This window comes from Bradyrhizobium sp. MI1.7, from assembly GCF_055811795.1.
The window spans coordinates 118,272-144,975 of record NZ_JBVVPO010000017.1 but is presented as its reverse complement, the minus strand read 5'-3'; the positions used below and the strand labels follow the sequence as shown (position 1 = coordinate 144,975).

At 62.9% G+C, this 26,704-nt stretch carries 28 protein-coding genes; 11 read left to right on the top strand and 17 right to left on the bottom strand.

Going from position 1 to position 26,704, the window contains the following annotated elements; all coding sequences use genetic code 11:
• Positions 1-417 precede the first annotated feature (417 nt).
• From AC0L3X_RS18300 to AC0L3X_RS18275, 6 genes are all read right to left on the bottom strand, one after another.
• Positions 418-852, bottom strand: coding sequence for a bleomycin resistance protein (locus tag AC0L3X_RS18300; protein WP_063986510.1), 435 nt, complete (start codon positions 850-852; stop codon positions 418-420).
• Between the two features lie 325 nt (positions 853-1,177).
• Positions 1,178-1,507 (bottom strand): GcrA family cell cycle regulator, encoded by a 330-nt coding sequence (locus AC0L3X_RS18295; RefSeq protein WP_084795217.1) that lies wholly within the window; start codon positions 1,505-1,507, stop codon positions 1,178-1,180.
• An 82-nt stretch (positions 1,508-1,589) separates the two neighbouring features.
• Entirely contained in the window at positions 1,590-2,231 is a 642-nt protein-coding gene (locus AC0L3X_RS18290; protein WP_063984235.1) for a glutathione S-transferase family protein, read from the bottom strand.
• A gap of 151 nt (positions 2,232-2,382) precedes the next feature.
• Complete coding sequence (locus AC0L3X_RS18285) at positions 2,383-2,562, bottom strand: hypothetical protein (protein ID WP_063984236.1); 180 nt, start codon at positions 2,560-2,562, stop codon at positions 2,383-2,385.
• A 152-nt stretch (positions 2,563-2,714) separates the two neighbouring features.
• Positions 2,715-3,020, bottom strand: coding sequence for a hypothetical protein (locus tag AC0L3X_RS18280; protein ID WP_063984237.1), 306 nt, complete (start codon positions 3,018-3,020; stop codon positions 2,715-2,717).
• A 144-nt stretch (positions 3,021-3,164) separates the two neighbouring features.
• Positions 3,165-3,380: a dodecin family protein gene (locus tag AC0L3X_RS18275; RefSeq protein ID WP_063986511.1), complete on the bottom strand. Its 216-nt coding sequence runs from the start codon at positions 3,378-3,380 to the stop codon at positions 3,165-3,167.
• Between the two features lie 272 nt (positions 3,381-3,652).
• Here AC0L3X_RS18275 and AC0L3X_RS18270 point away from each other — a divergent pair, with 272 nt between their 5' ends.
• Entirely contained in the window at positions 3,653-4,045 is a 393-nt protein-coding gene (locus tag AC0L3X_RS18270) for a cupin domain-containing protein (protein ID WP_063984238.1), read from the top strand.
• A gap of 886 nt (positions 4,046-4,931) precedes the next feature.
• On the opposite strand, the gene AC0L3X_RS18265 is transcribed toward AC0L3X_RS18270, so the two are convergent.
• The 5 genes from AC0L3X_RS18265 to AC0L3X_RS18245 are packed head-to-tail and all read right to left on the bottom strand — an operon-like array spanning position 4,932 to position 9,200.
• Positions 4,932-5,639 (bottom strand): hypothetical protein, encoded by a 708-nt coding sequence (locus AC0L3X_RS18265; RefSeq protein WP_063984239.1) that lies wholly within the window; start codon positions 5,637-5,639, stop codon positions 4,932-4,934.
• The gene (locus tag AC0L3X_RS18260; RefSeq protein ID WP_473316573.1) at positions 5,636-6,073 is read right to left on the bottom strand and encodes an acyl-CoA thioesterase; all 438 of its coding nucleotides are present in this window, start codon (positions 6,071-6,073) and stop codon (positions 5,636-5,638) included. Before AC0L3X_RS18260 ends, AC0L3X_RS18265 begins: the two co-directional genes overlap by 4 nt.
• Positions 6,073-6,981, bottom strand: a complete 909-nt coding sequence (locus AC0L3X_RS18255; protein ID WP_063984241.1) for a fumarylacetoacetate hydrolase family protein — start codon at positions 6,979-6,981, stop codon at positions 6,073-6,075. Before AC0L3X_RS18255 ends, AC0L3X_RS18260 begins: the two co-directional genes overlap by 1 nt.
• A 43-nt stretch (positions 6,982-7,024) precedes the next feature.
• Entirely contained in the window at positions 7,025-8,131 is a 1,107-nt protein-coding gene (locus tag AC0L3X_RS18250) for a cupin domain-containing protein (RefSeq protein WP_063984242.1), read from the bottom strand.
• 52 nt (positions 8,132-8,183) lie between these two features.
• Entirely contained in the window at positions 8,184-9,200 is a 1,017-nt protein-coding gene (locus tag AC0L3X_RS18245; RefSeq protein ID WP_063984243.1) for a carbon-nitrogen hydrolase family protein, read from the bottom strand.
• A 127-nt stretch (positions 9,201-9,327) separates the two neighbouring features.
• Between AC0L3X_RS18245 and AC0L3X_RS18240 the strand changes: the two genes are divergently transcribed.
• The 4 genes from AC0L3X_RS18240 (at position 9,328) to AC0L3X_RS18225 (ending at position 14,181) form a co-directional block, all read left to right on the top strand.
• Positions 9,328-11,487, top strand: a complete 2,160-nt coding sequence (locus tag AC0L3X_RS18240; RefSeq protein ID WP_231144520.1) for a thiamine pyrophosphate-dependent enzyme — start codon at positions 9,328-9,330, stop codon at positions 11,485-11,487.
• A complete protein-coding gene (locus tag AC0L3X_RS18235) occupies positions 11,484-13,049 on the top strand; it encodes an indolepyruvate oxidoreductase subunit beta family protein (RefSeq protein ID WP_063984245.1) in 1,566 nt (521 codons plus the stop codon). Before AC0L3X_RS18240 ends, AC0L3X_RS18235 begins: the two co-directional genes overlap by 4 nt.
• Positions 13,050-13,204: 155 nt before the next feature.
• A complete protein-coding gene (locus tag AC0L3X_RS18230) occupies positions 13,205-13,699 on the top strand; it encodes a MarR family winged helix-turn-helix transcriptional regulator (RefSeq protein ID WP_063984246.1) in 495 nt (164 codons plus the stop codon).
• Entirely contained in the window at positions 13,699-14,181 is a 483-nt protein-coding gene (locus AC0L3X_RS18225) for a MarR family winged helix-turn-helix transcriptional regulator (protein WP_063984247.1), read from the top strand. Before AC0L3X_RS18230 ends, AC0L3X_RS18225 begins: the two co-directional genes overlap by 1 nt.
• 81 nt (positions 14,182-14,262) lie before the next feature.
• Here AC0L3X_RS18225 and AC0L3X_RS18220 read toward each other — a convergent pair whose 3' ends face one another.
• The 5 genes from AC0L3X_RS18220 to AC0L3X_RS18200 are packed head-to-tail and all read right to left on the bottom strand — an operon-like array spanning position 14,263 to position 19,399.
• Positions 14,263-14,991, bottom strand: a complete 729-nt coding sequence (locus tag AC0L3X_RS18220) for an SDR family NAD(P)-dependent oxidoreductase (protein WP_028155855.1) — start codon at positions 14,989-14,991, stop codon at positions 14,263-14,265.
• A 2-nt stretch (positions 14,992-14,993) separates the two neighbouring features.
• The gene (locus AC0L3X_RS18215; protein ID WP_063984248.1) at positions 14,994-16,610 is read right to left on the bottom strand and encodes an ATP-dependent acyl-CoA ligase; all 1,617 of its coding nucleotides are present in this window, start codon (positions 16,608-16,610) and stop codon (positions 14,994-14,996) included.
• Positions 16,611-16,617: 7 nt separating this feature from the next.
• Positions 16,618-17,094: an aromatic-ring-hydroxylating dioxygenase subunit beta gene (locus tag AC0L3X_RS18210; protein ID WP_028153091.1), complete on the bottom strand. Its 477-nt coding sequence runs from the start codon at positions 17,092-17,094 to the stop codon at positions 16,618-16,620.
• Entirely contained in the window at positions 17,091-18,431 is a 1,341-nt protein-coding gene (locus AC0L3X_RS18205) for an aromatic ring-hydroxylating dioxygenase subunit alpha (protein WP_063984249.1), read from the bottom strand. Before AC0L3X_RS18205 ends, AC0L3X_RS18210 begins: the two co-directional genes overlap by 4 nt.
• Before the next feature lie 17 nt (positions 18,432-18,448).
• Positions 18,449-19,399, bottom strand: a complete 951-nt coding sequence (locus AC0L3X_RS18200; protein ID WP_063984250.1) for a PDR/VanB family oxidoreductase — start codon at positions 19,397-19,399, stop codon at positions 18,449-18,451.
• Between the two features lie 442 nt (positions 19,400-19,841).
• Between AC0L3X_RS18200 and AC0L3X_RS18195 the strand changes: the two genes are divergently transcribed.
• A complete protein-coding gene (locus tag AC0L3X_RS18195; RefSeq protein WP_063984251.1) occupies positions 19,842-20,765 on the top strand; it encodes a catalase in 924 nt (307 codons plus the stop codon).
• 8 nt (positions 20,766-20,773) lie between these two features.
• On the opposite strand, the gene AC0L3X_RS18190 is transcribed toward AC0L3X_RS18195, so the two are convergent.
• The gene (locus AC0L3X_RS18190) at positions 20,774-21,703 is read right to left on the bottom strand and encodes a helix-turn-helix domain-containing protein (protein WP_063984252.1); all 930 of its coding nucleotides are present in this window, start codon (positions 21,701-21,703) and stop codon (positions 20,774-20,776) included.
• A 447-nt stretch (positions 21,704-22,150) separates the two neighbouring features.
• Here AC0L3X_RS18190 and AC0L3X_RS18185 point away from each other — a divergent pair, with 447 nt between their 5' ends.
• From AC0L3X_RS18185 to AC0L3X_RS18165, 5 genes are all read left to right on the top strand, one after another.
• On the top strand, positions 22,151-23,104 hold the full coding sequence (locus tag AC0L3X_RS18185) for a helix-turn-helix domain-containing protein (RefSeq protein WP_084795218.1): 954 nt from the start codon (positions 22,151-22,153) through the stop codon (positions 23,102-23,104).
• A 52-nt stretch (positions 23,105-23,156) separates the two neighbouring features.
• Positions 23,157-24,107, top strand: a complete 951-nt coding sequence (locus AC0L3X_RS18180; protein ID WP_063984255.1) for a helix-turn-helix transcriptional regulator — start codon at positions 23,157-23,159, stop codon at positions 24,105-24,107.
• A 101-nt stretch (positions 24,108-24,208) separates the two neighbouring features.
• Complete coding sequence (locus AC0L3X_RS18175) at positions 24,209-24,502, top strand: hypothetical protein (protein ID WP_084795220.1); 294 nt, start codon at positions 24,209-24,211, stop codon at positions 24,500-24,502.
• Between the two features lie 115 nt (positions 24,503-24,617).
• Positions 24,618-25,823: an NAD(P)/FAD-dependent oxidoreductase gene (locus AC0L3X_RS18170; protein ID WP_063984256.1), complete on the top strand. Its 1,206-nt coding sequence runs from the start codon at positions 24,618-24,620 to the stop codon at positions 25,821-25,823.
• A 79-nt stretch (positions 25,824-25,902) separates the two neighbouring features.
• The gene (locus AC0L3X_RS18165; RefSeq protein WP_063986512.1) at positions 25,903-26,700 is read left to right on the top strand and encodes an acetoacetate decarboxylase; all 798 of its coding nucleotides are present in this window, start codon (positions 25,903-25,905) and stop codon (positions 26,698-26,700) included.
• The last annotated feature ends 4 nt before the right edge of the window (positions 26,701-26,704 follow it).

Below are 26,704 nucleotides of genomic sequence, written 5' to 3'. Positions count from 1 at the left end.
CTTCGTTTGAGGTCATCGACGACCCCATCCTGCCACGCAGACCGGCGGAAGGGGGCCGTCCACCCCAACACGAGAGCGGTTACGAGCATAATTCTCAGCAAAAATCCCACGGGTCGGCTCCGTCCATCGTCCAATCAAGGTCTTCCGACCGATCCAAATCCGTGGTGTTCTGTTGCGTCAAGGACTTTCTGGCTCGCCGGCGCAGCGTTAACCCCGCCCAGGCATGGACCAATAGCATTTGCCGGAGCATGCGCTGGCATGTTTTGCCGCGCTCGCTTATGGCCCTCAGCCGAAGGTCAATTGAGCGCGTGTCATGTCGGCTGTCAGGGGCAAACCGGACGCCGATACAGCTTGGCGCCCACTGCTGCTTTTGACCCTTAGCGGACAATCTCCAAGTGGGATTGGTGGGTCGAAAAGCTATCTTTTTCCCAAGTCTTGCGCGAAACGCAGAAGGTAGCCGTCGGGGTCCTGCACCAAAAACTGCCTGTTGCCTCGCTCCTCACCGGCGATCCGATACCAAGCATCGTGACATTCCCCGAAGAGCGGCCATTGTGCCTTTTCCAAAGCATCGAGAAGTGGCGCGACGGAGCCGACAAAGATTTGGAAGTTGATACCGCGCCCCAGTGGTCGTTCTAAAGCACCAGTTTGCCAATGGCCGCTGTGCTGTCTGAGCATGACCTGCGCACCCTGAAACTCCAGGTACACAAATCGACTTTCAGGCCGCTGATAGGCGATACGGAAACCAAGGAGGTCGCACCAAAAGGTCGTGCTCTGTTTGAGGTCGAACACATCCATTTCAGGGACCAAGTGAGCAAAACCGCCAGTCGGTAATCTGTCTTCTGACACAGCCATAGCCTGCAACATCCTCACTCGTGTCGTGCTCGCAAAAGATCGACCCAATTCTGATGATGGGCAATTCTAACATATCTTCCCGTGTTGGGACTGTCTGATAGACAAGCGGCTGTCGAGGCGATGTCTGCTTTTGGCCCGTTTGAGACCTGGCGAGGGGTACTAAAGATGTTCGCTCACTGGGGCTGACCGGAAGTCGTCTCGGGAGAACCAAACCGACGCGATTGACCCGAAGCAGACCTAGGCTTGGGGAATGGTCACGACAGCCGAGCCGTTCGAGCTGGACCAGGGCACGGACGCGGAGCGTAACGCCCGTCGTGGTTAGCGCTTAGCCAGTGTTCCTGACCGCCTCAGCTAGAATGGCGTACAGCTGCTGCTTGCTGAATTCCTTGGGCTGCTGTTTCTCTGCGGTGCTCCGCGACACCTTCTTTTCTACTCGACGTACCAGGGCGGCCGACGACGCCGGCCTTGGCTTCGGGGGCGGCCTTATCTTGGGTCTTGCTGTTGGCGGCTTGTGGCCACGCTTCAAGCCCGAACGGGTTAACATCCCGCAGACCGCGTTACGGCTACACCCGAGACGGCGCGCAATCTGTGCCGCGCTCTGTCCTGCGGACCAGAGCCTTTTGAGCAGCGCTACGTCTTTCGCATCCCAGCCCATAAGAGATTATAGCGCGGACTGGCCGACACTGGCTAGTCCAAGCCGCTCGTGGGAATCCCTTCTATGGATTCACGACTTGGCTCTACAACGCCGGTGATCGCTCCGCCCAAGCCTTGGTGGCTTGGCAGATTTCCATCGCCCGGGCGTAGGCGGGGCGTGCCGTCGTGCGGGCGAGATAGGCACGCTCGACTGAACCCGGGGTATAGTTGCTGGTTCGCAGACCAAGCAGGAGAGCGTAGCTCACTGAAATGTCAGCAGCAGTGAAGCGGTCTCCGGCGAGAAATGGACGATTTGCGAGACGCTGGATGACCAATCCCAGCCGGCTATGAAAGGTCTCCAGTGCCCAGATTGTGACCCGGGCGTTTCGCTCTGCTGCGGGGGCGAATGCGCGACCGACGATGACGGCGTTCATTGGTCCAGCGAGCCCGGCCTCTCCCAAATGGAGGAATTGCAGATAGGCGGCGAAGGCCGGATCATCCGGGGCGACGGCGAGCGGGCTCGGGCCGTGGCGGGCGAGCAGGTATTCGAGGATCGCGATCGACTCGACCATGATCATCTCGCCGTCCTGCAGCGCCGGGATAAAGCCGGCGGGGTTGATCGCAAGAAAATCGGGATCATTCTCGACAGCGAACAGATCGACCGGGCGCAGCCGATAAGCCACCCCCAATTCCTCGAGCAGCCAAACGACACGGAACCCACGACCTTCGCCATAGACAGTGAGCATACTTGAGCGTCCTTACGTTGGCTTAAGTGCCTTAATTCGCAGGAGCGAGATTTCCACACCTGCTGCTATCGCTCCGACACGATATGCACAAGGTTCGTCGAATACACGGCATCATGCAGCGCCGGTCCTCCCTACTTTATGGGTTCACGGCCTAGTCTTCATCCGGCTCGCGTACGACTGCCGGTTCGTCGGCTTCATCCTCCTCTTCGTCGCCCTCTTCGTCCTCCTCGTCTTCATCAGGATCTCGGGGCGGCATCGCGGTGCCCATAGCTACGAGCGGCGTCCAGACGGTCGCCGTGATGAAAAATGCTTCGAAATCGTGTTGCCTCATGTTGTTACTCCTCGAAAAGCATGAGCAGTCGAATATTCCTGACCGACGACATCCGGATGTCCAGGGCGCGATCGCTCCTGCGCGACGGCGACCAGATCGACGGCAGCGGCAGGGGCCGGCACCCCACACAACTGGCGGCGTTTACGAGTACTTCATGCCGAGGACGCATCAGGTTCTATATTTACCAACACTTCGCCGGCAGTGATTTCGGGATCCCCAAGATCGAGGTCGTGCAGACTTGCTTGAATAAACTCCATTATCCTGGCGTTCGCTGCATTGGCGCTTTCGCGGTCCTCGAATATCATCACGGCGACACCAACGCCGTCGCCCCCATCCAGCACGTAGTAAGATCTGAATCCGTGCGATTGCTTCAGGATCTGACCGACGCCGCTCTTGGCGCGGCGGGCAGCGTCCGCGACCGAACGAACCCTGGTGTACTTGCGAATGACGATGTACATGAGGCCACCACGCGTTGCAGTTCCCGTCCCACGCATCAAAGCATACCGGCTCCCGGTCGGACCAGGGCGCTGCTTCCCGAATGGCCGCGCGCCTTTCTCCAGCGAGCCAACCTCGCCCCGCAAGCGGGGGCGAGGTGCCGAGGCTCAGGACCCCTCGAACTTGAACGAGACGTTGAGCTTGGCGCGATAGGACTCGACGTTTCCCTTCTCATCCAGTTGCATATCGAGCTTGACGACCTCTGCAATGCGAAGATCCCGGAGAGTTTTTGCAGCTTGCCCGACCGCATTGGCGGCCGCCTTCTCCCATGAGTCACTGCTGGTACCGATCAGTTCAATGACCTTGTAGACGCTATCAGGCATATCGTCCTCCTGTTCGGTCTGAAGCAGGAAGCAGGTGCTCCCCACCGTTGTGAAATCTAGCATCAGGATGTCGGCGCTGATACGACGCGATACGGTCCCGGACGCCGCCCGGGGGCCCGATAAGGACAAACCGCATTTGGCGGGGATGGCGGCTTTTGGCCCGAAGCAGGCCGTCGCCCGTAGCGGACCATCCCATCAGAGCCGTGATCACCCTCGCCGCGGTCATGGTAGGGTGGTCTTGTTCTTGCTGGCGAGCCAAAAGGTGACAGCCGATGAAGTGTCTTCGGATATACGCAACCCCGGACGGTGAATCTCACTTCGGTGAGGTGGAAATCCCCATGACGGCAAAGCTGACCGTTGCTCCCGGTGCCAAGCCGTTTCAGGTGTCCCAGCGCTATCCCGCGTCAAGCATGGAGGTTACTCAAATTCCTGCCGGTATGCGACAGGTCGATTGGCACACCGTTCCCGCGCGGGTATTGACTGTGAGACTGACTGGCGCGGTCGAATACGAGACGAGCGACGGCGAGGTGCGGCACGTCTCTGCGGGCGAGTTCGTGTTGGTGGAGGACACACACGGAAAGGGCCATCTGTCTCGTCATTCCCCAGACGAGCAAACCGTTCTTTGGATCAGGCTACCCAACGGCCTCGATTTGCCGTCCCCATAGTTTGCAGGGATCGCCATCGCCCACGACGCCGAAAATCTGCAAATGGGCTCATCGCCGACAAGGCGGGCCGCGGCTGTTGTCAGCATCTGCCCCAAAGCGGACGTCAACCGTCGATGCCGGCAAACCCGCTCGATGACCACGGTCGCTATGCCTCTGTTGGTGACGGCTGCAATCCTAAGGGCTCGCGTGGCGCTGAGCGGGAGGCGATGGCAAGACTCGGAATCGCGCCCCATCGTGTCGAATAGAGGCCGTGCCGAAACCGGCGTCGCTTGCGCCAAGATGTAGGATGGGTAGAGCTCTTGCGAAACCCATCGCCCCCGGCACGCCGATGCAGCGCCCGTGTCATTCTTTAGCTCGATGCCGTTGCGAGGATCAGGTTTGATGGGTTTCGCTTCGCTCTACCCATCCTACGAACTACGTCAGTGTCAGCACGCCTTAAAGGTGGGACGGCACCCCTGCCGCCATGAATAGCGGCCGTCACAACGGTTGCACTTCCATAGAAAGCCGTTGTTACACTTGATCCTGGTGATGCAGTAGTTCTTGTATGCTGCAGGCGATTGCGCTGAGGCAGAGGCGATGCTGAGCGCAAGTGCTCCGACACTCATGGTCGCAACCAGGGCGACGAGAGCAAATGGTTTCGCTATCGTAGTCATGGTCGGTCCCTCCCTGGAGGCATGACAATCCCCGCATCAGAGTCGCCCCACGTTGCGATGATAGCAGAATTCACACGAGCAGGCGCTAAGATTGCTGGGTAATTTCGTCGCAACCTTGGGGTGTTTACAAAGGCTACCGGCATAGCGAGTCCGGCGCGATCTGACGGCCAAAGCGGACATCTGGCGATCCATCTCAATTCACGGCTCACGCCATCGTTTTCACGCTCTCGGCTCTAGCGCTTCGGCCGCACCACCCGCGTCAGCATCGGAAAATGCTTGTTGCGGCCTGCGAATGGCGGGAATTGGACGAAGTCCGCGCGCATGCGCTTGATCACGTCGGAGCCGAGCGCGTGCGCGAGGGCTTGCGGGCTGTCGAACACCAGCTTGTTGCGCTGCATGTGCTCGACGCGCTGCGACGGCAGCCGATCGATCCAATCGATCCGGGTGTAGATCTCGATCTGGCGAACATCAGGGAAGGTTCGCATGATCGATGGATGATGCTCGAGATAGTGCAGGTTCCAGGCGTTCATGTCCTCCGCCGGTCCGGGATAGTGCACGAGGTAGCTGCACGGAGTGGTCGTGCCGGCCGGATGTTCGGCGACGTCGACGGCAAACGCGCGTGTCAGCATGACCTGGTGCGTGACGTCCAAGCCGGTGAGGCTCGCTAGTCCGCCCCCCGTCGCGAGACCGGCAAGGATACCGCCGCGATCCATCGCCGCCTCGCAGGCGAACAGGTCGGGAAACCGGAGTTGAAGCGCAAACACCGGGCCGGAGCCATCGGCCTTGTAGGGATGATCGACCGACTGTTCGAGCGGCGTGAACAGCAAGCCCTCGGTCATGTCAGGGATCGATCCGACCAGCTCCGCCACGGCGTCAACCTCGTCGGGATGAATTCGTCGTTCGCCTGCCGGATCGGAGAATGTCATGAAGAGCGAGATCATGCGGGCGTTGCCTCGGTGCCCTCGCCCACGCTCACATGCGCCATCAGCGCGGCGCGAATGTCATCCGGCCACGGGATCGCATGGTGATCCACCAGCGACGTCGCGGCCAGGATCTGGCGCGCGCGCCAGCGCATGCCGTTCGCGCCGGAGACGACATGCTCCAGATGGAGCGACGATCCGCCGACCCGGCTGATATGCAAGTTGAACGTCAGGCGATCGCCGAACATCGACGGCCGGGAAAAGTCGCAGGACAGATGCACCGTGGGTGTCCAGATCTTCCGGACCGTGATCAGCTCCGGCCATGGAAATCCAATTCTCGCCCAGAAGTCTTCGACGACCCCATTGAGGATGTTCAGGTAAGACGGGAAGTACGCGATCCCAGAAGGATCGCAGTCTCCGAATCTGAGCTCGCGATCGAACGAGAACGTCGTCATCAGATCGCGACGACCGGATGCCTGATGACACCGACCCCGTCGACCCCCGCTTCCACCACGTCACCCGGCCACAGCCATTCCTGGGGAGTCCTGCCGGCGCCGACGCCTTCCGGCGTTCCCGTCGCGATGATGTCGCCCGGTTCGAGTGTCATGCCCGACGAAATGTCGGAAATCAAAACCGGGATGTCGAAGATCATGTATTTGGTATTGGAGTCCTGCTTCATGACCCCGTTCTTGGTCAGCCACAGCCGCAGGTCATGCGGGTCGGGAATTTCGTCCGCGGTCACGATGCAGGGGCCGAACGGCGCGTAGGTGTCCATGCCCTTGGAGAAGATCCACTGGCCGGCGCGGCGATTGTCGCGCGCGGAAATGTCGATCATCACCGAATAGCCGAAGACGTGGTCCATCGCCTTGTCGGTCGCGATGCGGGTTGCGGTCTTGCCGATGATGACGGCGAGCTCGACCTCCCAGTCGAGCTGCTGCGTCATCTTCGCATTGTGCTGGATCGCGCCGCCGGGGCCGATCACCGACGTCGGCGGCTTGGAGAACACGACCGGCTGCTTCGGCAGGTCCTTGTCGGTATCCAGGCTCTTGGCGGACTCCGCCACATGCGCACGGTAGTTCAGCCCGATGCCAAAAATGTTCTTGCGGGGCCGCGGGATCGGGGCCTGCAGCTTCACGTCCTCGAGCGGAACGGCGGAGCCGGCCGGCAAGCGTCCATCCGCATCGTCCAGACGCTCCTTCAGCGCCGGCAGCAGCGTCACGCTGTTGTCGATGAACGACAGCATGTCGCTCGGCCATGCAAAGCCATGCGACGCACCGAGGTGCTCGACGTCCACGACCAATCCGTCAACGAGGACCCCGAGGCGGGCACCACTGGAGCCCAAGGTGTAGGTAACAAGGCGCATGCAGCTTTATCCGGCTCTTTCGGTTGAATTCTGTGCGGGGACGTCAGGCGGCAACTGGCTGATGGCCGGCGTTGTCGCCATAGGCCTCTTCCCGGTAGAAGCCGAGACTCTCGATGACGGGCAGATCGTTGAAGCAGAACAGGCAGGCGTCCTCGCTTCCCGAAGCATTGCCGTGCTCGTGCCAGGCCCAGGAGGGAACGCAGAAGATGTCGCGTTCCTGCCACTCGAAACGCTGGCCGGCGATGATCGAATAACCGCGCCCCTTGGCGACCTGGTAAATGAAGCTGCCGGTGTGCCGATGCGACTTCGTCTTCTCGCCCGGCCGCAGCAGCTGCATGCTCGCGCCGATCGTCTGCATCACGTGTCCGCCGGAGATCGGATTGACGTAGTTCATGAGAATGCCGTCATAGGGCGAACCGTCGGTCGCAGCGGCATATTTGCGCAAGGACTCGTAGGTCGGCTCCCACTCGTATTTGAACATCGGGGAATAGCCCTTCGACCATTTCGAATCCGCCGGCCGAAGCCCGGGATTGCCCCAGGTCTTGGTCATGTCGTCCACGGGATAGCCGGATTCTTCCTGTTGCACCTTGGGATGGACCGCAAAAAAATTCGCCTCCAGCGCGTTGACGAGCGGGATGTCCAAACCGTCCTGCCAGATGCACACCGAGCCGTTGGCTTCGACGCCATGCTCGTGCCAGGTTCCGTTCGGCGTGAGCACGAAATCCCGCGCCCCCAGCGTCATCTTGTGCCCATCGACGATGGTGTAGGCGCCCGAACCTTCCATGATAAAGCGCAGGGCTGAAGCCGAGTGCGCGTGCGCGGTTGCGACCTCGCCGGGATGCATCACCTGCAATCCCGAATAGAGCCAGCCGACCGCCGCCGACACATCGCGGCGGCCGGGATTGTTGAGATAGATCACCCGCCGCCCCGCCTTCTCCGGCGAGACCAGCTCGACCGAGCGCAGCACGTGCTCGCGCAGATCGTTGTAGCGCCAGAGCACGGGAACGGAGGCCGATTGCGGCGCCCACGGCTCGATCTTGTTGGCGACCGTCCACAGCGCGCCGGCTTCGTACTTTTCGAGGTCCTTGTAATAGGCCTTGAGCTCGGGGGTGTCCTCGACATTGGCCCGGCCGATCACGTTCTCGCGCATCCTGTCCTCCAAGTCCTGTCTCGTCGCGCCGCTCTATCGACGCGCCCAACCATTATTCCGATCTCAGCGGGATCGGCGTGAAGCCCTGCCCCGCGTCATCGCCCTCACCGTCTGCGAGGCCCAGCGGCGCCAGAGGACGGCGGTTGACCCGCAAATCGAAAATATCGAACCGGTTGTAGTGCCCGACGATGTCATGCATCTGCTTCGGTTGGATGCAGCGGTCGAGATCGATGTCGGCGTACACGATGCCCTCGTCGTCGATCAGGGGATCGCCGACCACGCGGCCATCGGGTCCGATGATGCCGGAGAACGCGCTCGACTTGCGCTGCAGGCGCGCACGCGCGTCGGGGACGACCGTTTCCATCGCCGTGATGATCTCCTCCGACACGGTCGAGCAGGAGACGATCGTAAAAATCTTGCCCTCAAAGGAATGGGCGATCGCGCGCAACTTGATCGCCTCCGCCATGTCGTAGTCGGGGGGCGCGACCGGAAGCGAGATGTAGCTGGCGACATGCACGAGCTCACCCTGACCCAACAGCGCAAAGCGCGCGAGCGTGTTGGTGTTCTCGCCGCAGGCGAGTCCGCCGAGACGCCCGATCTCGGTATCATAGACGCGCAGGCTCGATCCGTCACCGCCGGTCCAGGTCAGCTTCTCCGCCCAGGTCGGCACCAGCTTGCGGTGCTTGCCAAGCACCGCGCCGTCCGGCCCGATGAAAACCAGGGTATTGTAGATCGCGCCCAGCGACACCGGGCTGCGCTCGTTCACGCCGAGCACGACGTGGCAGCCGGTATCGCGCGCGGCCTTCCTGACGACATCGACCTCCGGACCCGGCACCAGCACCGATGCCTTGGCGAGCTTCTCGAACCATGCGCTGCCCGTGACGGGATCGGTGATCCAGTTCCAGTAGGGATAGCCGGGAACGAACACTTCGGGGAACGCGACGAGCTTCGCGCCATTCGCTGCGGCTTCACGGACCAGTGAAGCCGCCTTGTCGGCTGTCGCGCCCGGGTTGAGATAGACAGGTGAAGCCTGGACGGCGGCGGCTCTAAAGCGAGGCAGCTTCAGCATTGGCCCTACCCTGTCGCTGGCTCATGACCGCCTTGCCGGAGCAGAGGTCCGCAAGCGTGATAGCATGGGGCGGCGTTGACTTACTTCACATGTAAACGTATGCTATCGCATATTTCTGGAGGGTGCAATGGCTGAACGGTCTTTTGCTCGCGAAGTCGAGGATCTCCGGCTCGGCGATGGCGATACGTTCCGCGGCGAAGGCATCCTCGCCATCACCAAGGCGCTGCTGCAATCCGGCGTCGCCTATGTCGGCGGCTACCAGGGCTCGCCGATCTCGCACCTGATGGACGTGCTCGCCGACGCCAAGGACGTGCTCGACGATCTCGGCGTCGTGTTCCAGAGCTCCGCCAACGAAGCGGCCGCGGCGGCGATGCTGTCGGCCTCGGTGATGTATCCCCTGCGCGGCGCGGTGGCGTGGAAGTCGACGGTCGGCACCAACGTCGCCTCCGACGCGCTCGCCAACCTCGCCTCGGGCGGCGTCACCGGCGGCACCATGATCATCGTCGGCGAGGACTATGGCGAAGGCTCCTCCATCATGCAGGAGCGGACGCACGCCTTCGCGATGAAATCGCAGATGTGGCTGCTCGATCCCCGCCCCGATCATGAATGCATCGTCAATCTGATCGAGAAGGGTTTTGAGCTCTCCGAATTCTCGAACACGCCCGTGATGCTCGAGGTCCGCGTCCGCGCCTGTCACATGCACGGCAGCTTCGCCTGCAAGGACAACGTCAAGCCGGCGCACACCATCAAGGACGCGCTCAACAACCCCAGGCGCGACGTCAACCGCATCGTGCTGCCGCCTGCGGCCTATGAGCATGAGCAGGAGAAGATCAAGACGCGGATGCCCGCGGCGATCGGCTTCATCCGGGACCACAAGCTGAACGAATGGATGGGGCCGAAGCAGGGCAAGGTCGGCATCATCATGCAGGGCGGCATGTACAACAACGTGATCCGCGCGCTGCAATATCTCGGGCTGTCGGATGCCTACGGCAACACACAGGTTCCGCTCTACGTCATGAACGTCACCTACCCCGTGATCGACACCGAGGTCGCGGAGTTCTGCGTCGACAAGGACGCCGTCCTGATCGTCGAGGAAGGCCAGCCGGAATATCTGGAGCAGGCGATCAACACCGTGCTGCGCCGCAGGGACATCCAGGCGCGCATCCATGGCAAGGACGTGTTGCCGATGGGCGGCGACTACACCGCGCAGGTTCTGCTCGGCGGCGTCAGGGACTTCCTGGAGAAGACCGAGCCGCGGCTGCTCGGCAACCGGCCGCCGGCGCCGGACGCCGTTCCCGTGCTCAATCACCCCGCGGTCGAGAAGCTGAAGCAGGTTGTGCCGGCACGCCCGCCCGGGCTCTGCACCGGCTGCCCGGAGCGGCCGATCTTCGCCGCCATGAAGCTCGTCGAGGAAGAGCTCGGCCAGCATCATGTCTCGGCCGACATCGGCTGCCATCTGTTCTCGATCCTGCCGCCCTTCAATATCGGCGCGACCACCATGGGCTTCGGCCTCGGCCCGGCCTCGACCTCGGCCTTCAACGTCAAGGCCGACAAACGCTCGATCGCGGTGATGGGCGACGGCGGCTTCTGGCACAACGGACTGACCAGCGGCATCGGCAATGCCGTGTTCAACAAGCACGACGGCGTGTTCGTCATCGTCGACAATTTCTACACGTCGGCGACCGGCGGTCAGGACATCCTGTCGTCGCGCGCGACCAACAAGCGGCGAGACACCAACAATTCGATCGTCAAGGCCGTGAAGGGCATCGGCGGCCAGTGGGTGCGCCAGCTCGACCGCACCTATGACGTCGGCAAGATGCGCGACACGCTGAAGGAAGCGCTGACGACCAAGGAGGAAGGCCCCAAGGTCATCGTCGCGTCCTCCGAGTGCATGCTGAACAAGCAGCGCCGCGTGAAGCCGCAGATCAACCAGGCCATCAAGGACGGGTTGCGCACCGTCAAGGAGCGCTTCGGTGTCGACGAGGACGTCTGCACCGGCGACCATGCCTGCATCCGGCTCTCGGGCTGCCCGTCGCTTTCGGTGAAGCAGCTTGACGATCCCTTGCGCGACGATCCGGTTGCGGCGATCGACAATTCCTGCGTCGGTTGCGGCAATTGCGGCGAGGTCTCCGAGGCCGCCGTGCTCTGCCCCTCGTTCTATCGCGCGGACGTCATTCACAATCCGACCGGCTGGGACAGGTTCAAATCCAAGGTCGCGATGGCCGTGATCGGCTGGTTGCAACGGCGGCGTGATCGCCGGCGTCCGGCGCTCGAGGCATTGGCATGAGAGACGAGACGGTCCGGCTGGCCCTCCCCGCCGCCGGCGAGGCAACCGAGCGGCCGATCTCGATTGCGATCGTCGCGATGGGTGGCCAGGGTGGCGGCGTGCTGACCGACTGGATCGTTCAGTTGGCCGAGAACCATGGCTGGGTCGCGCAATCGACCTCGGTGCCCGGCGTAGCGCAGCGCACCGGCGCCACGATCTACTATATCGAGGCGATGCCGCCGCTCGACGGCCGCAAGCCGATCCTGTCGTTGATGCCGACGCCCGGCGACGTCGACGTGGTGATGGCGGCGGAGTTCATGGAGGCCGGCCGATCGATCCTGCGCGGCCTCGTGACGCCGGATCGCACCACGTTGATCGCATCCAACCACCGGTCGTTTGCGATCGGCGAGAAGATTGCACCGGGCAACGGCATCGCCGACGGCGCCGCCGTCACTGGCGCCATCGGGGTTGCCGCCAAGACCGAGATCATCTTCGATCTGAACGCGCTGGCGATCGCGCATGGCAGCGTCATCTCGGCCGCGATGTTCGGTGCGCTCGCGGCGGCCGCTGTGCTGCCGTTCAGCCGCGACAGCTATCTCGACGTCATCCGTGCCGGCGGCAGAGGTGCGAAGGCCAGCGTCGAGACGTTTGAGGCCGCCTTTGACCGGGTCAAGACCGGCGCACCCGAGGTCGCGGCACCAGCGCCATCAAAGCAGGCCGATCACGTCCCCTCTCCCGCAACGCCCGATCCAGATCTTGCCGGGCTGATCGCAAGACTGAAGCAGGAGCTGCCCGAGCCTGCGCTCACCATGGCGCGCGTTGGCTTGAGGAAGGTCGTCGACTTCCAGGACGTCGCCTATGGCGCCGAGTATCTCGACATTCTCAAGACGTTGCACGCGGCCGACCGAAGCGCCGGCGGTGGTGCGCACGCCTATGCCTTCACGGAGACCGCGGCAAAGTACCTCGCCAACGCCATGAGCTATGACGACGTCATCCGCGTGGCCGACCTGAAGACGCGCGCTGGTCGCCGCGCGCGCATCGAGAGCGAGCTCGAGATGTCCGAGGGACAGGTGCTCCAGACCACCGAGTTCATGCATCCGCGCATGGAGGAGGTCATGGGCGTGCTGCCCGCGGGCTTCAGCCGCTGGCTCGGCGCGCGGCCGCGCCTGCTCGGCTGGCTCGATCGCCGCGTCAACCGGGGACGCCGGGTGCGGACTTACTCGCTGCCCTGGTTCCTGACGCTCTACGTCGTGGCCGGACTACGCGGCCTGCGACGCCGCTCGCTGCGTCACGCCGTCGAGACCGCGCATCGGGACGGATGGCTCAAGGCGGCAACCGATGCGGTCGCCGCCAACTACCAGCTCGGTGTCGAGATCCTGCAATGCCGACGCCTCGTGAAAGGCTATTCCGATACCCACAGCCGCGGGCTGTCGAAATTCGACAGGACGCTGGCGGCGATCAAGCTGGTCGAACGACGCGAGGATGCCGCCGATTGGGCACGCCGCCTGCGCGAGGCCGCGCTGAAGGACAGCGCCGGCAAGGAGCTCGACGGCGTGATCCAGACCATCAAGACTTTTGCATGATTCCATCGGAGGGGAACGCGGGAGTGGATTGCCGTTCGCCCCCCAAGACGTCAGGATCAGGCGACTTGACTACGATTCTCAAATTGTTAATCGGAGCGAAAGACCCGCGATAATCCCTCCAATCGACGAGACATCTTGTACTCGATGGTCATGCAATGCCGGCAGCACTCAAAGAGAACATTGTTCCCGTCCCTGGGCAGATCGAAACCCGGCTCTGGCTTCAATTGCTGTCGCTGCATGGCGAGCTGTTCGCGTCGCTGAATTCGATGCTGAACGCCGAGTTCGGCGTGTCGCTCGCAAAATTCGACGTGCTGGCCCAGCTCGATCGCTACAGCGATGGCCTCGCGCTCGGGCAGCTGTCGCAAAATCTAAAAGTCACCGGCGGCAACGTCTCGGGGCTGGTGCAGCGTCTTCTCGCCGACAACCTCATCAGCAGGGAAATGTCGAGCGAGGACCGGCGCTCCTTCATCGTGCGCCTGACGCCGAAGGGCGAGGCGTTGTTCAGGAAGGCAGCCGACGTCCACAAGAAGCATCTCGGCAAACGGCTCGAGAATGTTTCGGCCCGGGAGCTGGACGGTGCGCTGTCCGTACTGAAATCCCTTTCTTCAAAACTTCATACCGAGAGCAAGAAGCAAAGTCGCAAGAGATAATGGCCAGAGAATCCAAGAGCAGATGGAAGTCGGGTCCGCCGAGGACGCGGGACCAGCTGCAAACCTACATCCCGTATCTGTTCAACCGGCTCGCCAATCGCTGGAATCTCGATCAGAACCGCGACCTGAGCGACCACGGCATCAACAATGTCGTGTTCCGGACGCTATCGGTCCTGTTCATCTACAAGACCCTCACCGTCAACGAGGTCGCCGTTCTCGCGGTAACCGAGCAGTCGACGGCGAGCCGCATGGTCGAGTCCATGGTGTCATCGGGCCTCGTCAAGCGCGAGATCGCAGAGGAAGACCAGCGCCGCCGCGTCGTGGGTCTGACCCCGGACGGCGAGGCGCTGCTGCGCAAGATCTGGCCGATCATGGCGAGCAACTACGACAAGCTGATCGAAGGCATCGAGCCCGACGACATCGAGGTCTGCGCGCGCGTGCTGGCCAAGATGGTCGAGAACATCCGCCAGAACCAGATCTGATCTTGTTTATTGGAGCATGATCTTTTCGGAAAACCGCTTCACACTTTGCGCTAACGCGGCCCTCCGGGTCCGGATCATGCTCTACGGGCCAAGGCCGACGAGGCTGGTGCCGCCGCAGACATAGAGCACCTGGCCGGTGACGAAGTCCGAGCGCTCGTCGAGGAAGAAACTGATGGCGTGCGCGACATCCTCGCGCGAGCCGAGCCGCCCGACCGGCACGTTGCGCGCCATCCGCTCCTGCTGCTCGGAGCCCTTGGGAATGATGCCCCAGAAATTGTCGGTCAGGATCGGCCCTGGCGCGACAACATTCACGGTGATGCCGCTCGCGGCGAGCTCCAGCGCCCAGGTGCGCGCCATGCCGTGCACGCCGGCCTTGGTCGCCGAATAGGCCGACCGCGTCGCTGCGCCCATCGCGGCCCGCGAGCTGACGAACACGATGCGGCCGAAGCGGCGCGCACGCATCCCCTCCAGCGCCGCCTGGGTCAGCAGCATCGGCGCGCCCAGATGCAGTTGCGCCAGCATCAAAATGTCTTCCGGCTTAGCATCGGGCAGCAGGTTCGGCAGGATCACGCCGGCATTGTGCACGAGGCGATCAACGGCGTGATCGCGGCAGATCTCCTGCGCGATCGCGCGCGTCTCCTCGATATCGGAGAGATCAGCGCGATAGGCCGCGAGCAGATCATGCGTCCAGTCCGGCTTCTCCAGCCCGACCGAGACCACGCGCTGCCCGCTCTCGACGAGCTTTTTCGCCAGCGCCTCGCCGATCCCCGAATTGCCGCCGGTGATGAGTGTGGTGCGGATCTCGCTCATGATCAAACCTGTCGCCGCTTGAGGTCGCGAAGGTCGAAGAACGCACCGTCGCGCATCAGCCTGGCGACGAAATCCTTCAGGCCGCCGCGCTGAATCTTCTCGGTCGCGGTCAACGGCAGGCTGTCGACGAAACAGATCCAGCCCGGCGCCTTGTAATAGGCCATCTGCTCCAGACTCCAGCGCACGATCTCCTCGGCGAGCGCGCGGTCCGCACCGGCCTCCTCGGCGATGATGACCGCCGCAACCTCGTCGCCGCGCACCTGATCGGGCGTCGCGGCAACCGCAGCCTGCCGGATCGCGGGATGGCGATTGAGGACGGACTCGACCTCGACTGCGGCAATGTTCTCGCCGGAACGGCGGATCACGTTCTTCTTGCGGTCGACGAAATGGAGGTCGCCGTCCGCATCGCGCGACACGATATCGCCGGTGTGCAGCCACCCGCCGTCCCACGCCTCGGCGGTGGCGGCCTCGTTCTTCAGGTACTCGCGGAAGAAACCGTAACGCGGGTCCGCACCTGCCCGCCGCACCAGGAGCTCGCCCGGCGTCCCGACCGGCGCGTCGTTGCCGCTGTCGCCGACGATACGAACGTCGACCTCGGGGGCCGGGCGTCCGAAACAGCTCGTGCCGATCTTGCGCGGCTCGACATTGGCGGCGATGACGCCGCCGCTTCCCGTCTCGGTCATCGCCCAGGCCTCCAGCAGCGGAAAGCCGAAGCGCTCCTCGAACGGCGCATGCAGAAGCTTGTCGACGCCGGCGCCGAAGCCGAAGCGTACGCTGTGCGCGCGGTCCTGCTCCGATGGCGGTGCACTCATCAGCATCGAGGGCATCACGCCGAGATAGTGCAGACAGGTCGCGCGGCTGTCGCGGACGGACGCCCACCAGGTACGCGGATGGAAGCGATCGAGCATGGTGAGGCTGCCGCCGACGGATAACATCGCCATCAGCGACACCGCCATCGCGTTCATGTGAAACAGCGGCAGCGGCGTGATCATGCGCTCACAGTCCGGCTTGAGATCGATCAGCCCGCCGACATCGCGATACCAGTTTCCGGAATGCAGGAAATATGTGTTGGTGAGCACGCAGCCCTTGGGCTGTCCCGTGGTTCCAGACGTATAAAGCAGCGCGCATTCGCTCGCGTCGCTTCCGGCGGTCGAAGGCCGCGCATCTCCGAAAGGTACGGGAACGTCGTCCTGATCGGTCACGACCGGGATCGGCCGGCCGGCCTGGCGCGCCGCGGTCTCGACCTCGTCGCGCCGCTCGGCGAGGACGAACGCCGCATTCATCTCGGAATGCGCAATGATGTATTCGAGCTCGCTGATCCGCAAATCGGGATTGATCGGTACGACGGACACGCCGAGCCCGTTCAGCGCGAACCACAGCTCGACGAACGCCGGCCTGTTCTGGAGCAGCAGCCCGACCCTCTGGCCTTCGCCATAGCCCCGGCTTGCAAAAGCCGAGCGCCAGCGCTCGACCCGGTCGAGCATGGCGCGGTAGGAAATCTCGCCTGCCGCGATGCCATAGATATCGGCGGTCTCCGGCAGCACGTTGAGGAAGCCTGCCTCCTCCCGGCGAAGGGCGGTCTCGCGAAAGCGGGCGTAGACTGTGGTCGCAGCGGTCAAGGCGTACTCACATGAAAAGCTGGATGTTGCCGAACGGCGCGTCGAAATTGACGAGATCGACCCGCTTGAGCTTGATCTTCAGGGCATCGCCGACCTCTACGAATTCGTGCGACGCCCATCCCGAATAGCGCTCCAGCAGATCACCGCGGGTCTCGGTATAGATATAGGACGTCCGCGCCTTGTAGACGCCCGCAGCCGGGTCGCACGCCACGATCCGCGGTGCCTGGAGAAGATGATGGCAACGGCTCTTCGGCTTCTGGCTGAAGGTCCGCTCGCCGGCGAGCCGCTCGACCCGCACCTTCAAGAGCAGCAGATCCTCGTACATCAACGAGGGCTGGAGCACCGGATCCTGCTGCTGCCATTCGAGCGGCATCCAGTAGCGCCCTTCGGGGTGAAACAGATCGAGCCAGGCCTGCCATTGCATCGTGTCGAGCAGCTCGGCTTCCAGATAGATCAAGTCCGTGATGGCCTTCTCGTCGATCATTCCGCGGCCTCGACACGCTTGTCCATGTCCATGGTCATGAATTTCGACCAGGCGTGGAACTGGTTTCGCATCTGTCGCTCGGACGTGCCGTTGATCACGGCCGTGACGTCCTGCTCTTCATGGTTCTCGTAAAGGCGCCGCAGATTGACCCATTGATTGCCGTTGGACTTCAGTCCTTCCTGCGCCCGCTCGTACATTTCGAGATCATCGTGTCCGACGATCGAGGTCGGCGCATTGATGAAGCGGTTGTACATCAGCGCCCGCTCGTAGAGCTTGTCCGGCGCGCCGACCAGGCGATAGACCCAGCTCTCGACCAGCGTCCTGTCGACCGCGATCGGGATGAAATTGCGCAGGATCTGCACGGCGCCCTTGACCATGATGTTCGGGAAATACACGGTGTTGTGCCTGACCTCGCCGAGGATCTCGTGCGCCCGCTCCTCGCCATAGGCCGCGACCATCTGGCCGAGATAGCCTTCGATGTCCGAATAGTTGGAATGGATGGAGTTGGCGACGCCGGTATGGCCATGGCCGTTCGGCCAGATCCTGATGCCGCTCTGCTCGTAGAACTCGTACGGGCTCATGAAGGGACCATAGAGCTGCACCGCCATCGGTGTCTCCGTGGAATCGCCCTGCTCGCGCTTCCAGACCTTGACCGCGGTGCCGGCCGAGCTCTCATGCGCCACCATCGGATGGCAGGTGTCGGTCTGGTTCTCGACCAGCATCTTCCAATTGCAGGTGTGCATGTAGCGGATCGGCGTCGCCTGGACTGCGAGCTTCCCCTCCGGCGAGCGGTCGACCATGTTGTCGATGGTCGAAAGGCTCTCGCCGAAATAATCCTCGAAGGACACGCCGTCATCGCTCAGGCGGGCGAAGATGAAATCGCGATAGATCACGACGTTCCTGACCTTCGACAATCCCTCATTCGCTTGCGTGTCGCCAAAGCCGGTGCCCTCGTAGCCCTTTTTCAGAGGGATCGCGAGCAGCGAGCCGTCGGTCTTGAACGACCAGGCGTGATAGGGGCAGCGGAAGAACTTTCCGGTGTTGCCGCAGGGCTCGGAGGCGATCTTCACGCCCTTGTGCGGACAGCGGTTGTAAAAGACGTGGATGGAGCCGTCGGTGTGGCGGCTCGCCAGCACCGGCTGACGGCCGATATTGGCGGTAATGAAATCGCCGGGCTTTCCCAACTGGCTCGCGTGCCCGACATAGATCCAGCTGTTCGGGAACAGGTGCTCCATCTCGAGCTCGAAGATCTCGGGGTCGACATAGACGTCGCGGTGCACCTCGGCCTCGCGCACCAGCGCCGCGATCGCGTCGGCGTTCTGTCCGTATTTCGCCATGACGTCCCTCGCCTCCCCTAGAGATCCAGCACCAAACGTTCCGACTTCGCGCGTGACACGCAGATCTGCATGACCTTGTTGGACGCCCTCTCGTCGTCGCTGAGGATGATGTCGCGATGGTCGGGTACCCCTTCGATCACGCCGCACTGGCAGATGCCGCAATCGCCGCGCTGGCAGTCGTAGAGCACGTCGAGACCAGCGGCCTCCAGCGCCTGGATGATGGTCTGACCGGCCGCGACGCTGACGACCTGCCCGGTCGATTTGAGCTCGACCTCGAACGGCAAGTCGGCCGAGGACGATTGCTCGGCCTTGAAGAGCTCGTAGTGGATGCGGTCTGCCGGAATGTCCCTGCCGAGCGCAGCCGCCTTCACCGCTTCAATCATGCCGGCCGGACCGCAGGCGTAAATGTGGGCGTTTGCGGCGGCAGCGCCGAGCGCCGCTGCAATGTCCAGGCGGGACTCGTCGCTGTCGTAGTGGATGGACAGGCCCTTGGCGCATATCTCCTGCAGGTGCGGCAGGAACGCGAGCAGGCCTTGCGTGCGGCCCGCATAGTGCAAGCGATACGGGCTTCCTCGGGCCGCGAGATTCGCCGCCATCGACAGGATCGGCGTGACACCGATGCCGCCGGCGAACAGCAGCGCGGGCGCCGCTCCCTCATGCAGATGAAAATTGTTGACCGGCGCCGTTGCCTTCACGACATCGCCGATCTTCAGCGCGTGCATGAACTGCGAGCCACCGGTCGAAGCCTCCTCGCGCAGCACCCCAAGCGCCAGCATACCTTCGGGAAGGCCCGGCAAAGCCATCAGCGAGTACGGCCGGTCGCCTCCATTCGGGAGCGCCACGCGGATATGGGCGCCCGCCTGCCATCGCGGCGCGACACCGTCCTCCACGCCAAACACAAGGCTCCGTATGAACGGCGTCTCCGCGGCATACGATCTGACCTTGAGCTTGAGCGGATGCGTGTCCATTCAGGCATCTCACGAATTATATGAATTTGCATATTTTTAGACATGTAATAATTAGCTGTCAATCGCCGGCGCGGGCTCAGGCTCGGATTGCAGTCCCAGGCACGTCTCGTTGGTGCAGGACGGCTGGCACGGCCCCTCTGAGGTTGCCCACGCCTCAGCAGATCACTCCGAAGAACGGCCGGCCGTGCTTTCAATGGACTTTGCTGCCCGTGCACACGCCGCCTTTGAGCGCCCGCCCCGATCCATGATGGGCCGTGGGAAGACTTCAACTCAAGCCGCTCATTTTACTGAGGTATTTTATCGTAAACGATCCACCGACGCCGCGTTGAGTGCCCTGGACCGCGCAAGATGACAGCAATCGCGCTGCAACCACAGCAATCGCTCTGGAGCGGGAAAGCAGCCCCACCGCTAAGGGTTGGGGTAGCAAATCCAAGACCAAGCCATGTCCCTGTTCCCGAGCGGCACCGCCACCCCCGCCTCCATTGTCGAGGCTCAGAAAGCCGTTCTGGGCAATCCACCCAACGCACGCGCGAGCTTTGCCAAGGGCCGCTGCGTCCGGGGGACCTACATCCCTTCGGATCGGGCCGACGAGGTCACGAAGTCGCGCAGCTTCACAAGACCATCGCGCGTGCTGGCGCGCTTCTCGGTGGACGGCGGTCCTCGCGAATCCGAGACCAGGGATCTCACGCTGCGCGGCTTCAGCTTCAGGCTCGGCAACGACGAGCACCGCTCCGACATCCTCACACAGAGCGCTCCGGTTCATTATGCGAGGACGCTCGATCAAATGCTGGCATTCCTCACCTCGCGCATGCCCGGTCGCGACGGCAGGCCGGACCTGGAGAGGATCAAGGCCTTCTCCACCGCCAATCCCGAAACGCTGCGTCAGGCGAACTACATCGCCGCGCATCCGCCTCCCCCGAGCTTTGCCAGCACGACCTACTGGGCCGTCCACGCCTTCCCCGCAACGAATTCGAGGGGCGAGACGCAGTTCATCAAATTCAAGGTCGTCCCGGTCGGTAGCGAGCTTGCCGCGATCAGGGGTAAGGCCAAGACGACGTCCGCCGACGTCCTGCACGACGATCTCAAAGGAAGGATCGCGACGCGCGATATCCGGTTCAGCCTGATGGCGCTGCTCGGTCGTCCCGATGACCCGACGCAGGACGTCACGATCCGGTGGCCGGATGAGGACAGCCGGGAAGCCGTACGGCTCGGAACGATCGTGATCACCGCGATCGAAGCGGACGAGACGTGCGATACTTCCGGCTTCGATCCGGCAAATCTTGCGGAGGGCATCGGTTATCCGCCGGATGAGATCTTCGTGGCGCGACGCGCCGCCTACGCCAATTCACTGGCGCAGCGCCGCTGATCGGACGATCACGTCTCGCTGTCCCTGATGCCAAGCGCTTCGCGGCGCCATGCCGCCGGGCTGACGCCCACCTGCGCCGAGAACACCTTCGTCAAATGGCTTTGATTGGCGAACCCGACCGAGATCGCAATCTCGGACAGCGGCACGTCGCGCAGGGTCATCAACTGCTTTGCCGCCTTCACACGCTGGCGGAGCAGCCACTGATGAGGCGGGAGGCCGGTCGAGATTCGAAACGCGCGGGAAAAATGGCTAACCGAGAGACCAAACTCGGCCGCGATCTGTTGCAGTGAAAGCGTCCCGCCGAGATCCGAGTCGAGCCTTTCGCAGGCTCGCCTCACCTGCCATGGGGAAAGACCGCCCCGGGCCGCATCCGCGACGCGCTGCCATCCGCCATAGGTCTGGGCAATGTGGGCCGTGAACGCGAGCATCATGTGGTCGATGAAGAGCTGGTTGGCCTCTGCCGGACGACGCAGTCCTTCCAACATCAGGGCGCCGACATGGCGCATGATCTCGTCGTCATGGCCGAAACCATACCGGCACGCGAGGTCGCCAATGGGCGGCGTGCGGGCTTCTCGCGCGATTCCGTCGAGCATCAGACGGGGAAGATAGAAATGGACGGAATGGAACGGCTTGTCGATGACGAAGCGCGGATCGTGCCGGAGATCGTACAGATAGGTCGTACCGGCTCTGACATCCGTCTTCGTAAAGCACTTGCCGTGCTCCCAGAGCTCGCAGTCAGGATAATCCTGCAGCTTCAGGCTGACGAGATAGGCGTCGTCGGCAAGCGAGCCGGAAAGACCCTCTACCGGCTCACTGTTCAGGGTTTCGGTGACCGCAACGTCGACGCCTCGCCGCGACCGCGTGATCAGCGAAGGCGGTGCATCCGCCAGGCTCAACTGCCGCTTGACCCTCTGTCCGAAGGTGCCAGCCAGTGCCATTCGATCGACCCATCCGTGGAATTCTGACCAGGCAACCCATCTGACTGCCGTCGCCCTGGAGGTCGGTAGCATTATCCGCTTCGGAGTACGGCGGTCCAGTCGCGTTGCGGCGTGATTTGCGATTGCGACGGGGCGCCGCGGCCGATTGTGGCAAAGCCATTTTCAGAAGCGATTTCAATATCTAATGCGTAAATCATGAGCTTGATTCTCCGCAGTCGTCCAGGGATCGCCGATCACAAGATCTCGCGTCCGAGCGCTTTGAGCAGAATCAGGACAAGCACCGCGGTTTCAGGAAAGACCCCGTAGTCCCACGTGCCTAGAAAACCACACCGAGCGCTCGCCGCGCGCTGCGGCACCCGTACGGGTGCAAAAGAAGCGATGGCTTCACGCCGGGCGCGCAAATCGCGCTCAGCCGCGAGTGCAAGGCCCCTGAGACGAGCACGTCCAATGAGCAAACCGATCTCGCACAATTCTGCGCGTGAAAATCCTCCGGCCGCATCCGAGCCAAGCCAAGGCCAGTCGTCGTCGACCGGGCGGCGTGCCGCTGATGCCGAGATGGCGCGTGTGCTCCACACCGAACCATTTCGCGTGGCATTGGACTCCTCCGGTGCCGGGATCGCCCACTGGAAACACGAACCCTTGCACGACGTCGTCGAGCCCATGAGCCACCACGTCATCATGGCCTACAACGGCGCGATGCAGCACATGGAGCGGCGGTCAGGACGGTCCGTTGCGATTGGAACGTTTCGCCGCGGGGTCGTGATCATCATTCCCGAAGGATCGAGCTCCCGATGGGATATTCCGAAGCCTGTCGACGTCGTTCAGCTCTATCTTCCTCACGCAACGCTGAAACGCGTCGCCGACGAAGCCGCGAGCGGCACATCGAGCGATCTCCTGGAGCGAACGGCGCATCCTGATCCCATCACGTCCCGATTGATCCTGAGCGCGGTCAACACGCTGGAGGGCAATGGGGCCCTGGACACGCTGTTCAGGCATCAGTTGATCGACCTCTTGTCGATGCGTCTCCTGGCTGCCCATACCGGCTCGCAAGCCACATTCCAGCCGACCATCGGTGGGCTTTCGCCCAAGGTGCTGGCCCGTGCCATCGAACGCTTGCGCTCGGACAGCGATACCGACGTCTCCCTCGATGCCCTCGCCTCCGATGCCGGCCTGTCGCGTTTCCACTTCTGCCGCGCATTCAAGGAAAGCACCGGGCTCTCGCCTCACGCCTGGCTGCGCCAATACCGGCTCGAGCAAGCCATGAACCTGCTCCGCGATACCGACGCATCGATCGCCCTGGTTGCGGCAGAGCTTGGTTATGCCTCGCAAACGGCCTTCGCCGCGGCGTTCAAGCGATTGAACGGCGAAACGCCGAGCGATTGGCGACGACGCGTGCGTTAGTAGCAATCGCTCCGCCGGTCCCGAAGTGCCTTCCGAACGCGAGACTAACTCCATGGACAAGCCAATCCTGCACGATCCTTTGGGGGCTCTGCTTGCCGCACCCGGTGCGCGCCACAGCGACTCGCCGAACGTCGAGCGGCGGCCTGCCGATGTGGAGATGGCGCGCATCCTGAAGACCGCGCCGCTCCAGATGGCTTCGGACCCCTCCAATGGCGGCATCGCGCATTGGAAGCACGGCGCTCTGCACGACGTCGTCGAGCCCATGACCGACCACGTCATCATGACGTACCCCACAGGCGTTCAGCGCCTGGAGCGACGCGCCGGAAAATCGGTTGCAATCGGAACGGCCCGCTCCGGAGTCGTGACGATCATTCCGGCTGGTTCGAGCGCCAGATGGGATATTCCCGGTCCTGTCGATGTCGTCCAGCTGTATCTTCCGCACGCAACGCTCGAACGCGTCGCCCGCGAAGCCGACGCGCCCATTCCCCGTGATCTTCTGGAGCGAACCGGGCATCTCGACCCTGTCACATCCGGACTGCTGATGAGCGGGGCGGATGTGTTGGAGGGCAACGCGGTTCTGGATGCACTCTTCAGGCAGCGACTGACCGATATCATCGCCACGCGCATCCTGGCCGCGCACATCGGCGAGCCGACCGCCATCGAGCCGATCATAGGCGGGCTGGCTCCCCAAGCTCTGCGACGCGCGATCGAACGCTTGCGTTCGGACAGCGATTCCGACGTCTCTCTTGCGGCGCTCGCTTCGGACGCCGGCCTGTCGCGCTTCCACTTCTGTCGTGCTTTCAAGGAAAGCACCGGTCTTTCGCCGCATAGCTGGCTGCGCCAGCACCGGCTCGAGCAGGCCATGAACACGCTGCGCGACACCGAAATCCCAATCGCCACGGTGGCGGCTGAGCTTGGCTATGCCTCTCAAACCGCCTTTGCCGCCGCATTCAGGCGATTGACGGGAGAAACGCCGAGCGATTGGCGACGTCGCATGCGCTAAGCAGCAATCACTCTGCAGGCAGAGCAATCGCTCTGGCGCAACTGCAGGTCCGCTCCGCTAAATGATCAGGGTGCCCTCGATCCAATAGACGGAGACGAACAATGACCTGGAAGAACTTCGTTAGTCCGGTCAAACTCGTGCCGCGACGAAGGATGGCCGCAAGTGCCATCATGTACGGACTTTCATTGGCCGTTCGCTTCACCTCGGCAACCGGCGAGGAAGTGGAAATACCGGCGCAGTCCATACACAACGCAAGTTCGGTGATGTCCATCTTCGACAGGGATGGCGGCCAGCTTCCGTACGCCGACTGGCGTCCGAACGCCATTGAGCCAATTTTCTTTCGTCACCGCCGGCCGCCGCCGATGGCTTCGATGCCAGGCTGCCCCTCTCCCTGAGAATTCGCGATCTCACTTCACGTCTTCGCGTCATCGGTCTCGACGATCCGCCACGAGAGTGGCGGCGGCGATGACGCGCCCATGCCCGAAAAGCTCAACCACAGGAGATCATCAAATGCGACTCGTCATTATCGGCGCCGGCTTTGCCGGCATGTACGCCGCACTTTCCGCCGCGCGCCTGCGGGACATTCAGGGCGCTTCGCCCGAACAACTCGAGATCGCGCTGGTTGCACCGGAGCCGACGCTCGTGGTCCGGCCCCGCCTCTACGAAAGCAAGCCGGAAACCCTGACGGCACCTCTGCAAGACGTGTTGAAGGCCATCGACGTCGTCTACGTGCGAGGCAGCGCCGGGACCATTGATACCAAGTCTCGTGTGATCGAGCTCGTCACGGCCAAAGGCACGAAGCAGCCTCTCTCCTACGATCGGCTGGTCGTTGCCACCGGCAGCCGGCTTTTCCGACCGAACATCCCCGGCATCGTCGAACACGCTTTCAGCGTCGACAAGCTCGACGATGCGATTGCGCTGGAGCGGCATCTCCATGATCTGGCCGATCGGCCTGCAAGGAACGGACGCGATACGGTCGTCGTGGCCGGCGGCGGATTCACCGGTATCGAGACGGCGACGGAGATGCCGGCGCGGCTGCGCGCGGTCCTCGGCAAGAACGCCAAGGCACGCGTCGTCATCGTCGATCGCAACAGCACGATCGCTCACGATATGGGCGCAGATTCCCGCCCCGTCATTGAGGATGCGCTGCGCAAGCTTGGCGTGGAGACCCGCCTCGGCACCGGCGTCGCGTCGCTCGACAAGTCTGGCGTCACGCTTTCCAGCGGCGAACACATCGAAGCGGAGACCGTGATCTGGGCTGCCGGCATGCGCGCCGCTCCTCTGACCGCGCAGATCCCGGCCGAGCGCGACAATCTGGGCCGCCTCCTTGTCGACCGCGACTTGCGCGTGCCTGGTGTAGCCGGCGTCTTTGCCACCGGCGATGCGGCCAAAGCAGCGTGTGATGACGTCGGCAACCACGCGTTGATGTCGTGCCAGCATGCCACGCGAATGGGCGCGTTTGCCGGCAACAATGCCGCTGCCGAACTTTTAGGTGTCGCGACCAGGCCTTATCACCAGAAGGCCTACGCCACATGCCTCGATCTGGGAGAAGCCGGCGCCATCTTCACGCGAGGCTGGGATCGGAAGCTCGAGCTCGTCGGCGACGAGGCGAAGCGGACCAAGCAGCAGATCAATACGGTCTGGATCTATCCGCCCCGACCGGAACGTGCGGCCGCGCTGGCCTCGGCCGATCCGGAGCACGTCGGCGAAGTCTAGCTGCCTCGCGCGAAACCGGGCCGCGCCGACCGTGCGCGGGCCCGGCCCGATCACCCCATACCAACCGGAGCCAACCATGATGAAACACGAGACCGTGCGCGCGAGCGCGTTCGCCATGCCGCTGACCAGCCCGGCTTTCCCGCCCGGCCCCTATCGCTTCATCAATCGCGAATACTTCATCATCCAGTACCGGACAGATCCCGAGGCACTGCGCCGGATCGTGCCGGCACCACTCGAAATCACCGAACCCGTAGTGAACTATGAGTTCATCCGAATGCCGGACTCGACCGGATTTGGCGACTACACCGAAAGTGGGCAGGTCGTTCCGGTGTCCTTTCAGGGCAAGGCCGGCAGCTTCGTCCACCAGATGTTCCTCAACGATCATCCGCCAATTGCGGGCGGGCGCGAGCTCTGGGGCTTTCCCAAGAAGCTGGCGCAGCCGAAGCTTGAGGTCGAGACCGACACGCTGGTCGGCACCTTGAACTACGGCTCGGTCCGCATCGCGACCGGCACGATGGGCTACAAGCACCGGGCCCTCGACGCCGCGGCCGAAGCAAAAAAGCTCGCCGCACCGAATTTCCTGCTCAAGATCATTCCGCATGTCGACGGCACGCCGCGCATCTGCGAGCTGGTGCGCTTCCATCTCGAGGACATCACCGTGAAGGGCGCCTGGACTGGGCCGGCTGCGCTCGACCTGTACTCGCACGCCCTCGCTCCCGTCGCCGAGCTGCCGGTCCTCCAGGTGCTCTCGGCGAAGCATATCGTTGCCGACCTGACGCTCGGGCTCGGCACCGTGGTCCACGACTATCTGGCCCCGGGCGAAATCGTGCGGCGGCGCGGATCCTCCGAAACCCTGGTCGACGCGAATGCCGGCTGATCGA

What these genes read in the sequence shown, in the direction of transcription:
- AC0L3X_RS18230 (WP_063984246.1), top strand. Translation starts at nt 13,205, where the DNA reads ATGCCGGCAGCACTCAAAGAGAACATTGTTCCCGTCCCTGGGCAGATC.
- AC0L3X_RS18265 (WP_063984239.1), bottom strand. Translation starts at nt 5,639, where the DNA reads ATGATCTCGCTCTTCATGACATTCTCCGATCCGGCAGGCGAACGACGA.
- AC0L3X_RS18225 (WP_063984247.1), top strand. Translation starts at nt 13,699, where the DNA reads ATGGCCAGAGAATCCAAGAGCAGATGGAAGTCGGGTCCGCCGAGGACG.
- AC0L3X_RS18205 (WP_063984249.1), bottom strand. Translation starts at nt 18,431, where the DNA reads ATGGCGAAATACGGACAGAACGCCGACGCGATCGCGGCGCTGGTGCGC.
- AC0L3X_RS18170 (WP_063984256.1), top strand. Translation starts at nt 24,618, where the DNA reads ATGCGACTCGTCATTATCGGCGCCGGCTTTGCCGGCATGTACGCCGCA.
- AC0L3X_RS18235 (WP_063984245.1), top strand. Translation starts at nt 11,484, where the DNA reads ATGAGAGACGAGACGGTCCGGCTGGCCCTCCCCGCCGCCGGCGAGGCA.
- AC0L3X_RS18255 (WP_063984241.1), bottom strand. Translation starts at nt 6,981, where the DNA reads ATGCGCCTTGTTACCTACACCTTGGGCTCCAGTGGTGCCCGCCTCGGG.
- AC0L3X_RS18285 (WP_063984236.1), bottom strand. Translation starts at nt 2,562, where the DNA reads ATGAGGCAACACGATTTCGAAGCATTTTTCATCACGGCGACCGTCTGG.
- AC0L3X_RS18290 (WP_063984235.1), bottom strand. Translation starts at nt 2,231, where the DNA reads ATGCTCACTGTCTATGGCGAAGGTCGTGGGTTCCGTGTCGTTTGGCTG.
- AC0L3X_RS18295 (WP_084795217.1), bottom strand. Translation starts at nt 1,507, where the DNA reads ATGGGCTGGGATGCGAAAGACGTAGCGCTGCTCAAAAGGCTCTGGTCC.
- AC0L3X_RS18180 (WP_063984255.1), top strand. Translation starts at nt 23,157, where the DNA reads ATGGACAAGCCAATCCTGCACGATCCTTTGGGGGCTCTGCTTGCCGCA.
- AC0L3X_RS18165 (WP_063986512.1), top strand. Translation starts at nt 25,903, where the DNA reads ATGAAACACGAGACCGTGCGCGCGAGCGCGTTCGCCATGCCGCTGACC.
- AC0L3X_RS18175 (WP_084795220.1), top strand. Translation starts at nt 24,209, where the DNA reads ATGACCTGGAAGAACTTCGTTAGTCCGGTCAAACTCGTGCCGCGACGA.
- AC0L3X_RS18220 (WP_028155855.1), bottom strand. Translation starts at nt 14,991, where the DNA reads ATGAGCGAGATCCGCACCACACTCATCACCGGCGGCAATTCGGGGATC.
- AC0L3X_RS18300 (WP_063986510.1), bottom strand. Translation starts at nt 852, where the DNA reads ATGGCTGTGTCAGAAGACAGATTACCGACTGGCGGTTTTGCTCACTTG.
- AC0L3X_RS18275 (WP_063986511.1), bottom strand. Translation starts at nt 3,380, where the DNA reads ATGCCTGATAGCGTCTACAAGGTCATTGAACTGATCGGTACCAGCAGT.
- AC0L3X_RS18190 (WP_063984252.1), bottom strand. Translation starts at nt 21,703, where the DNA reads ATGGCACTGGCTGGCACCTTCGGACAGAGGGTCAAGCGGCAGTTGAGC.
- AC0L3X_RS18260 (WP_473316573.1), bottom strand. Translation starts at nt 6,073, where the DNA reads ATGACGACGTTCTCGTTCGATCGCGAGCTCAGATTCGGAGACTGCGAT.
- AC0L3X_RS18185 (WP_084795218.1), top strand. Translation starts at nt 22,151, where the DNA reads ATGAGCAAACCGATCTCGCACAATTCTGCGCGTGAAAATCCTCCGGCC.
- AC0L3X_RS18200 (WP_063984250.1), bottom strand. Translation starts at nt 19,399, where the DNA reads ATGGACACGCATCCGCTCAAGCTCAAGGTCAGATCGTATGCCGCGGAG.
- AC0L3X_RS18270 (WP_063984238.1), top strand. Translation starts at nt 3,653, where the DNA reads ATGAAGTGTCTTCGGATATACGCAACCCCGGACGGTGAATCTCACTTC.
- AC0L3X_RS18240 (WP_231144520.1), top strand. Translation starts at nt 9,328, where the DNA reads ATGGCTGAACGGTCTTTTGCTCGCGAAGTCGAGGATCTCCGGCTCGGC.
- AC0L3X_RS18250 (WP_063984242.1), bottom strand. Translation starts at nt 8,131, where the DNA reads ATGCGCGAGAACGTGATCGGCCGGGCCAATGTCGAGGACACCCCCGAG.
- AC0L3X_RS18210 (WP_028153091.1), bottom strand. Translation starts at nt 17,094, where the DNA reads ATGATCGACGAGAAGGCCATCACGGACTTGATCTATCTGGAAGCCGAG.
- AC0L3X_RS18195 (WP_063984251.1), top strand. Translation starts at nt 19,842, where the DNA reads ATGTCCCTGTTCCCGAGCGGCACCGCCACCCCCGCCTCCATTGTCGAG.
- AC0L3X_RS18280 (WP_063984237.1), bottom strand. Translation starts at nt 3,020, where the DNA reads ATGTACATCGTCATTCGCAAGTACACCAGGGTTCGTTCGGTCGCGGAC.
- AC0L3X_RS18245 (WP_063984243.1), bottom strand. Translation starts at nt 9,200, where the DNA reads ATGCTGAAGCTGCCTCGCTTTAGAGCCGCCGCCGTCCAGGCTTCACCT.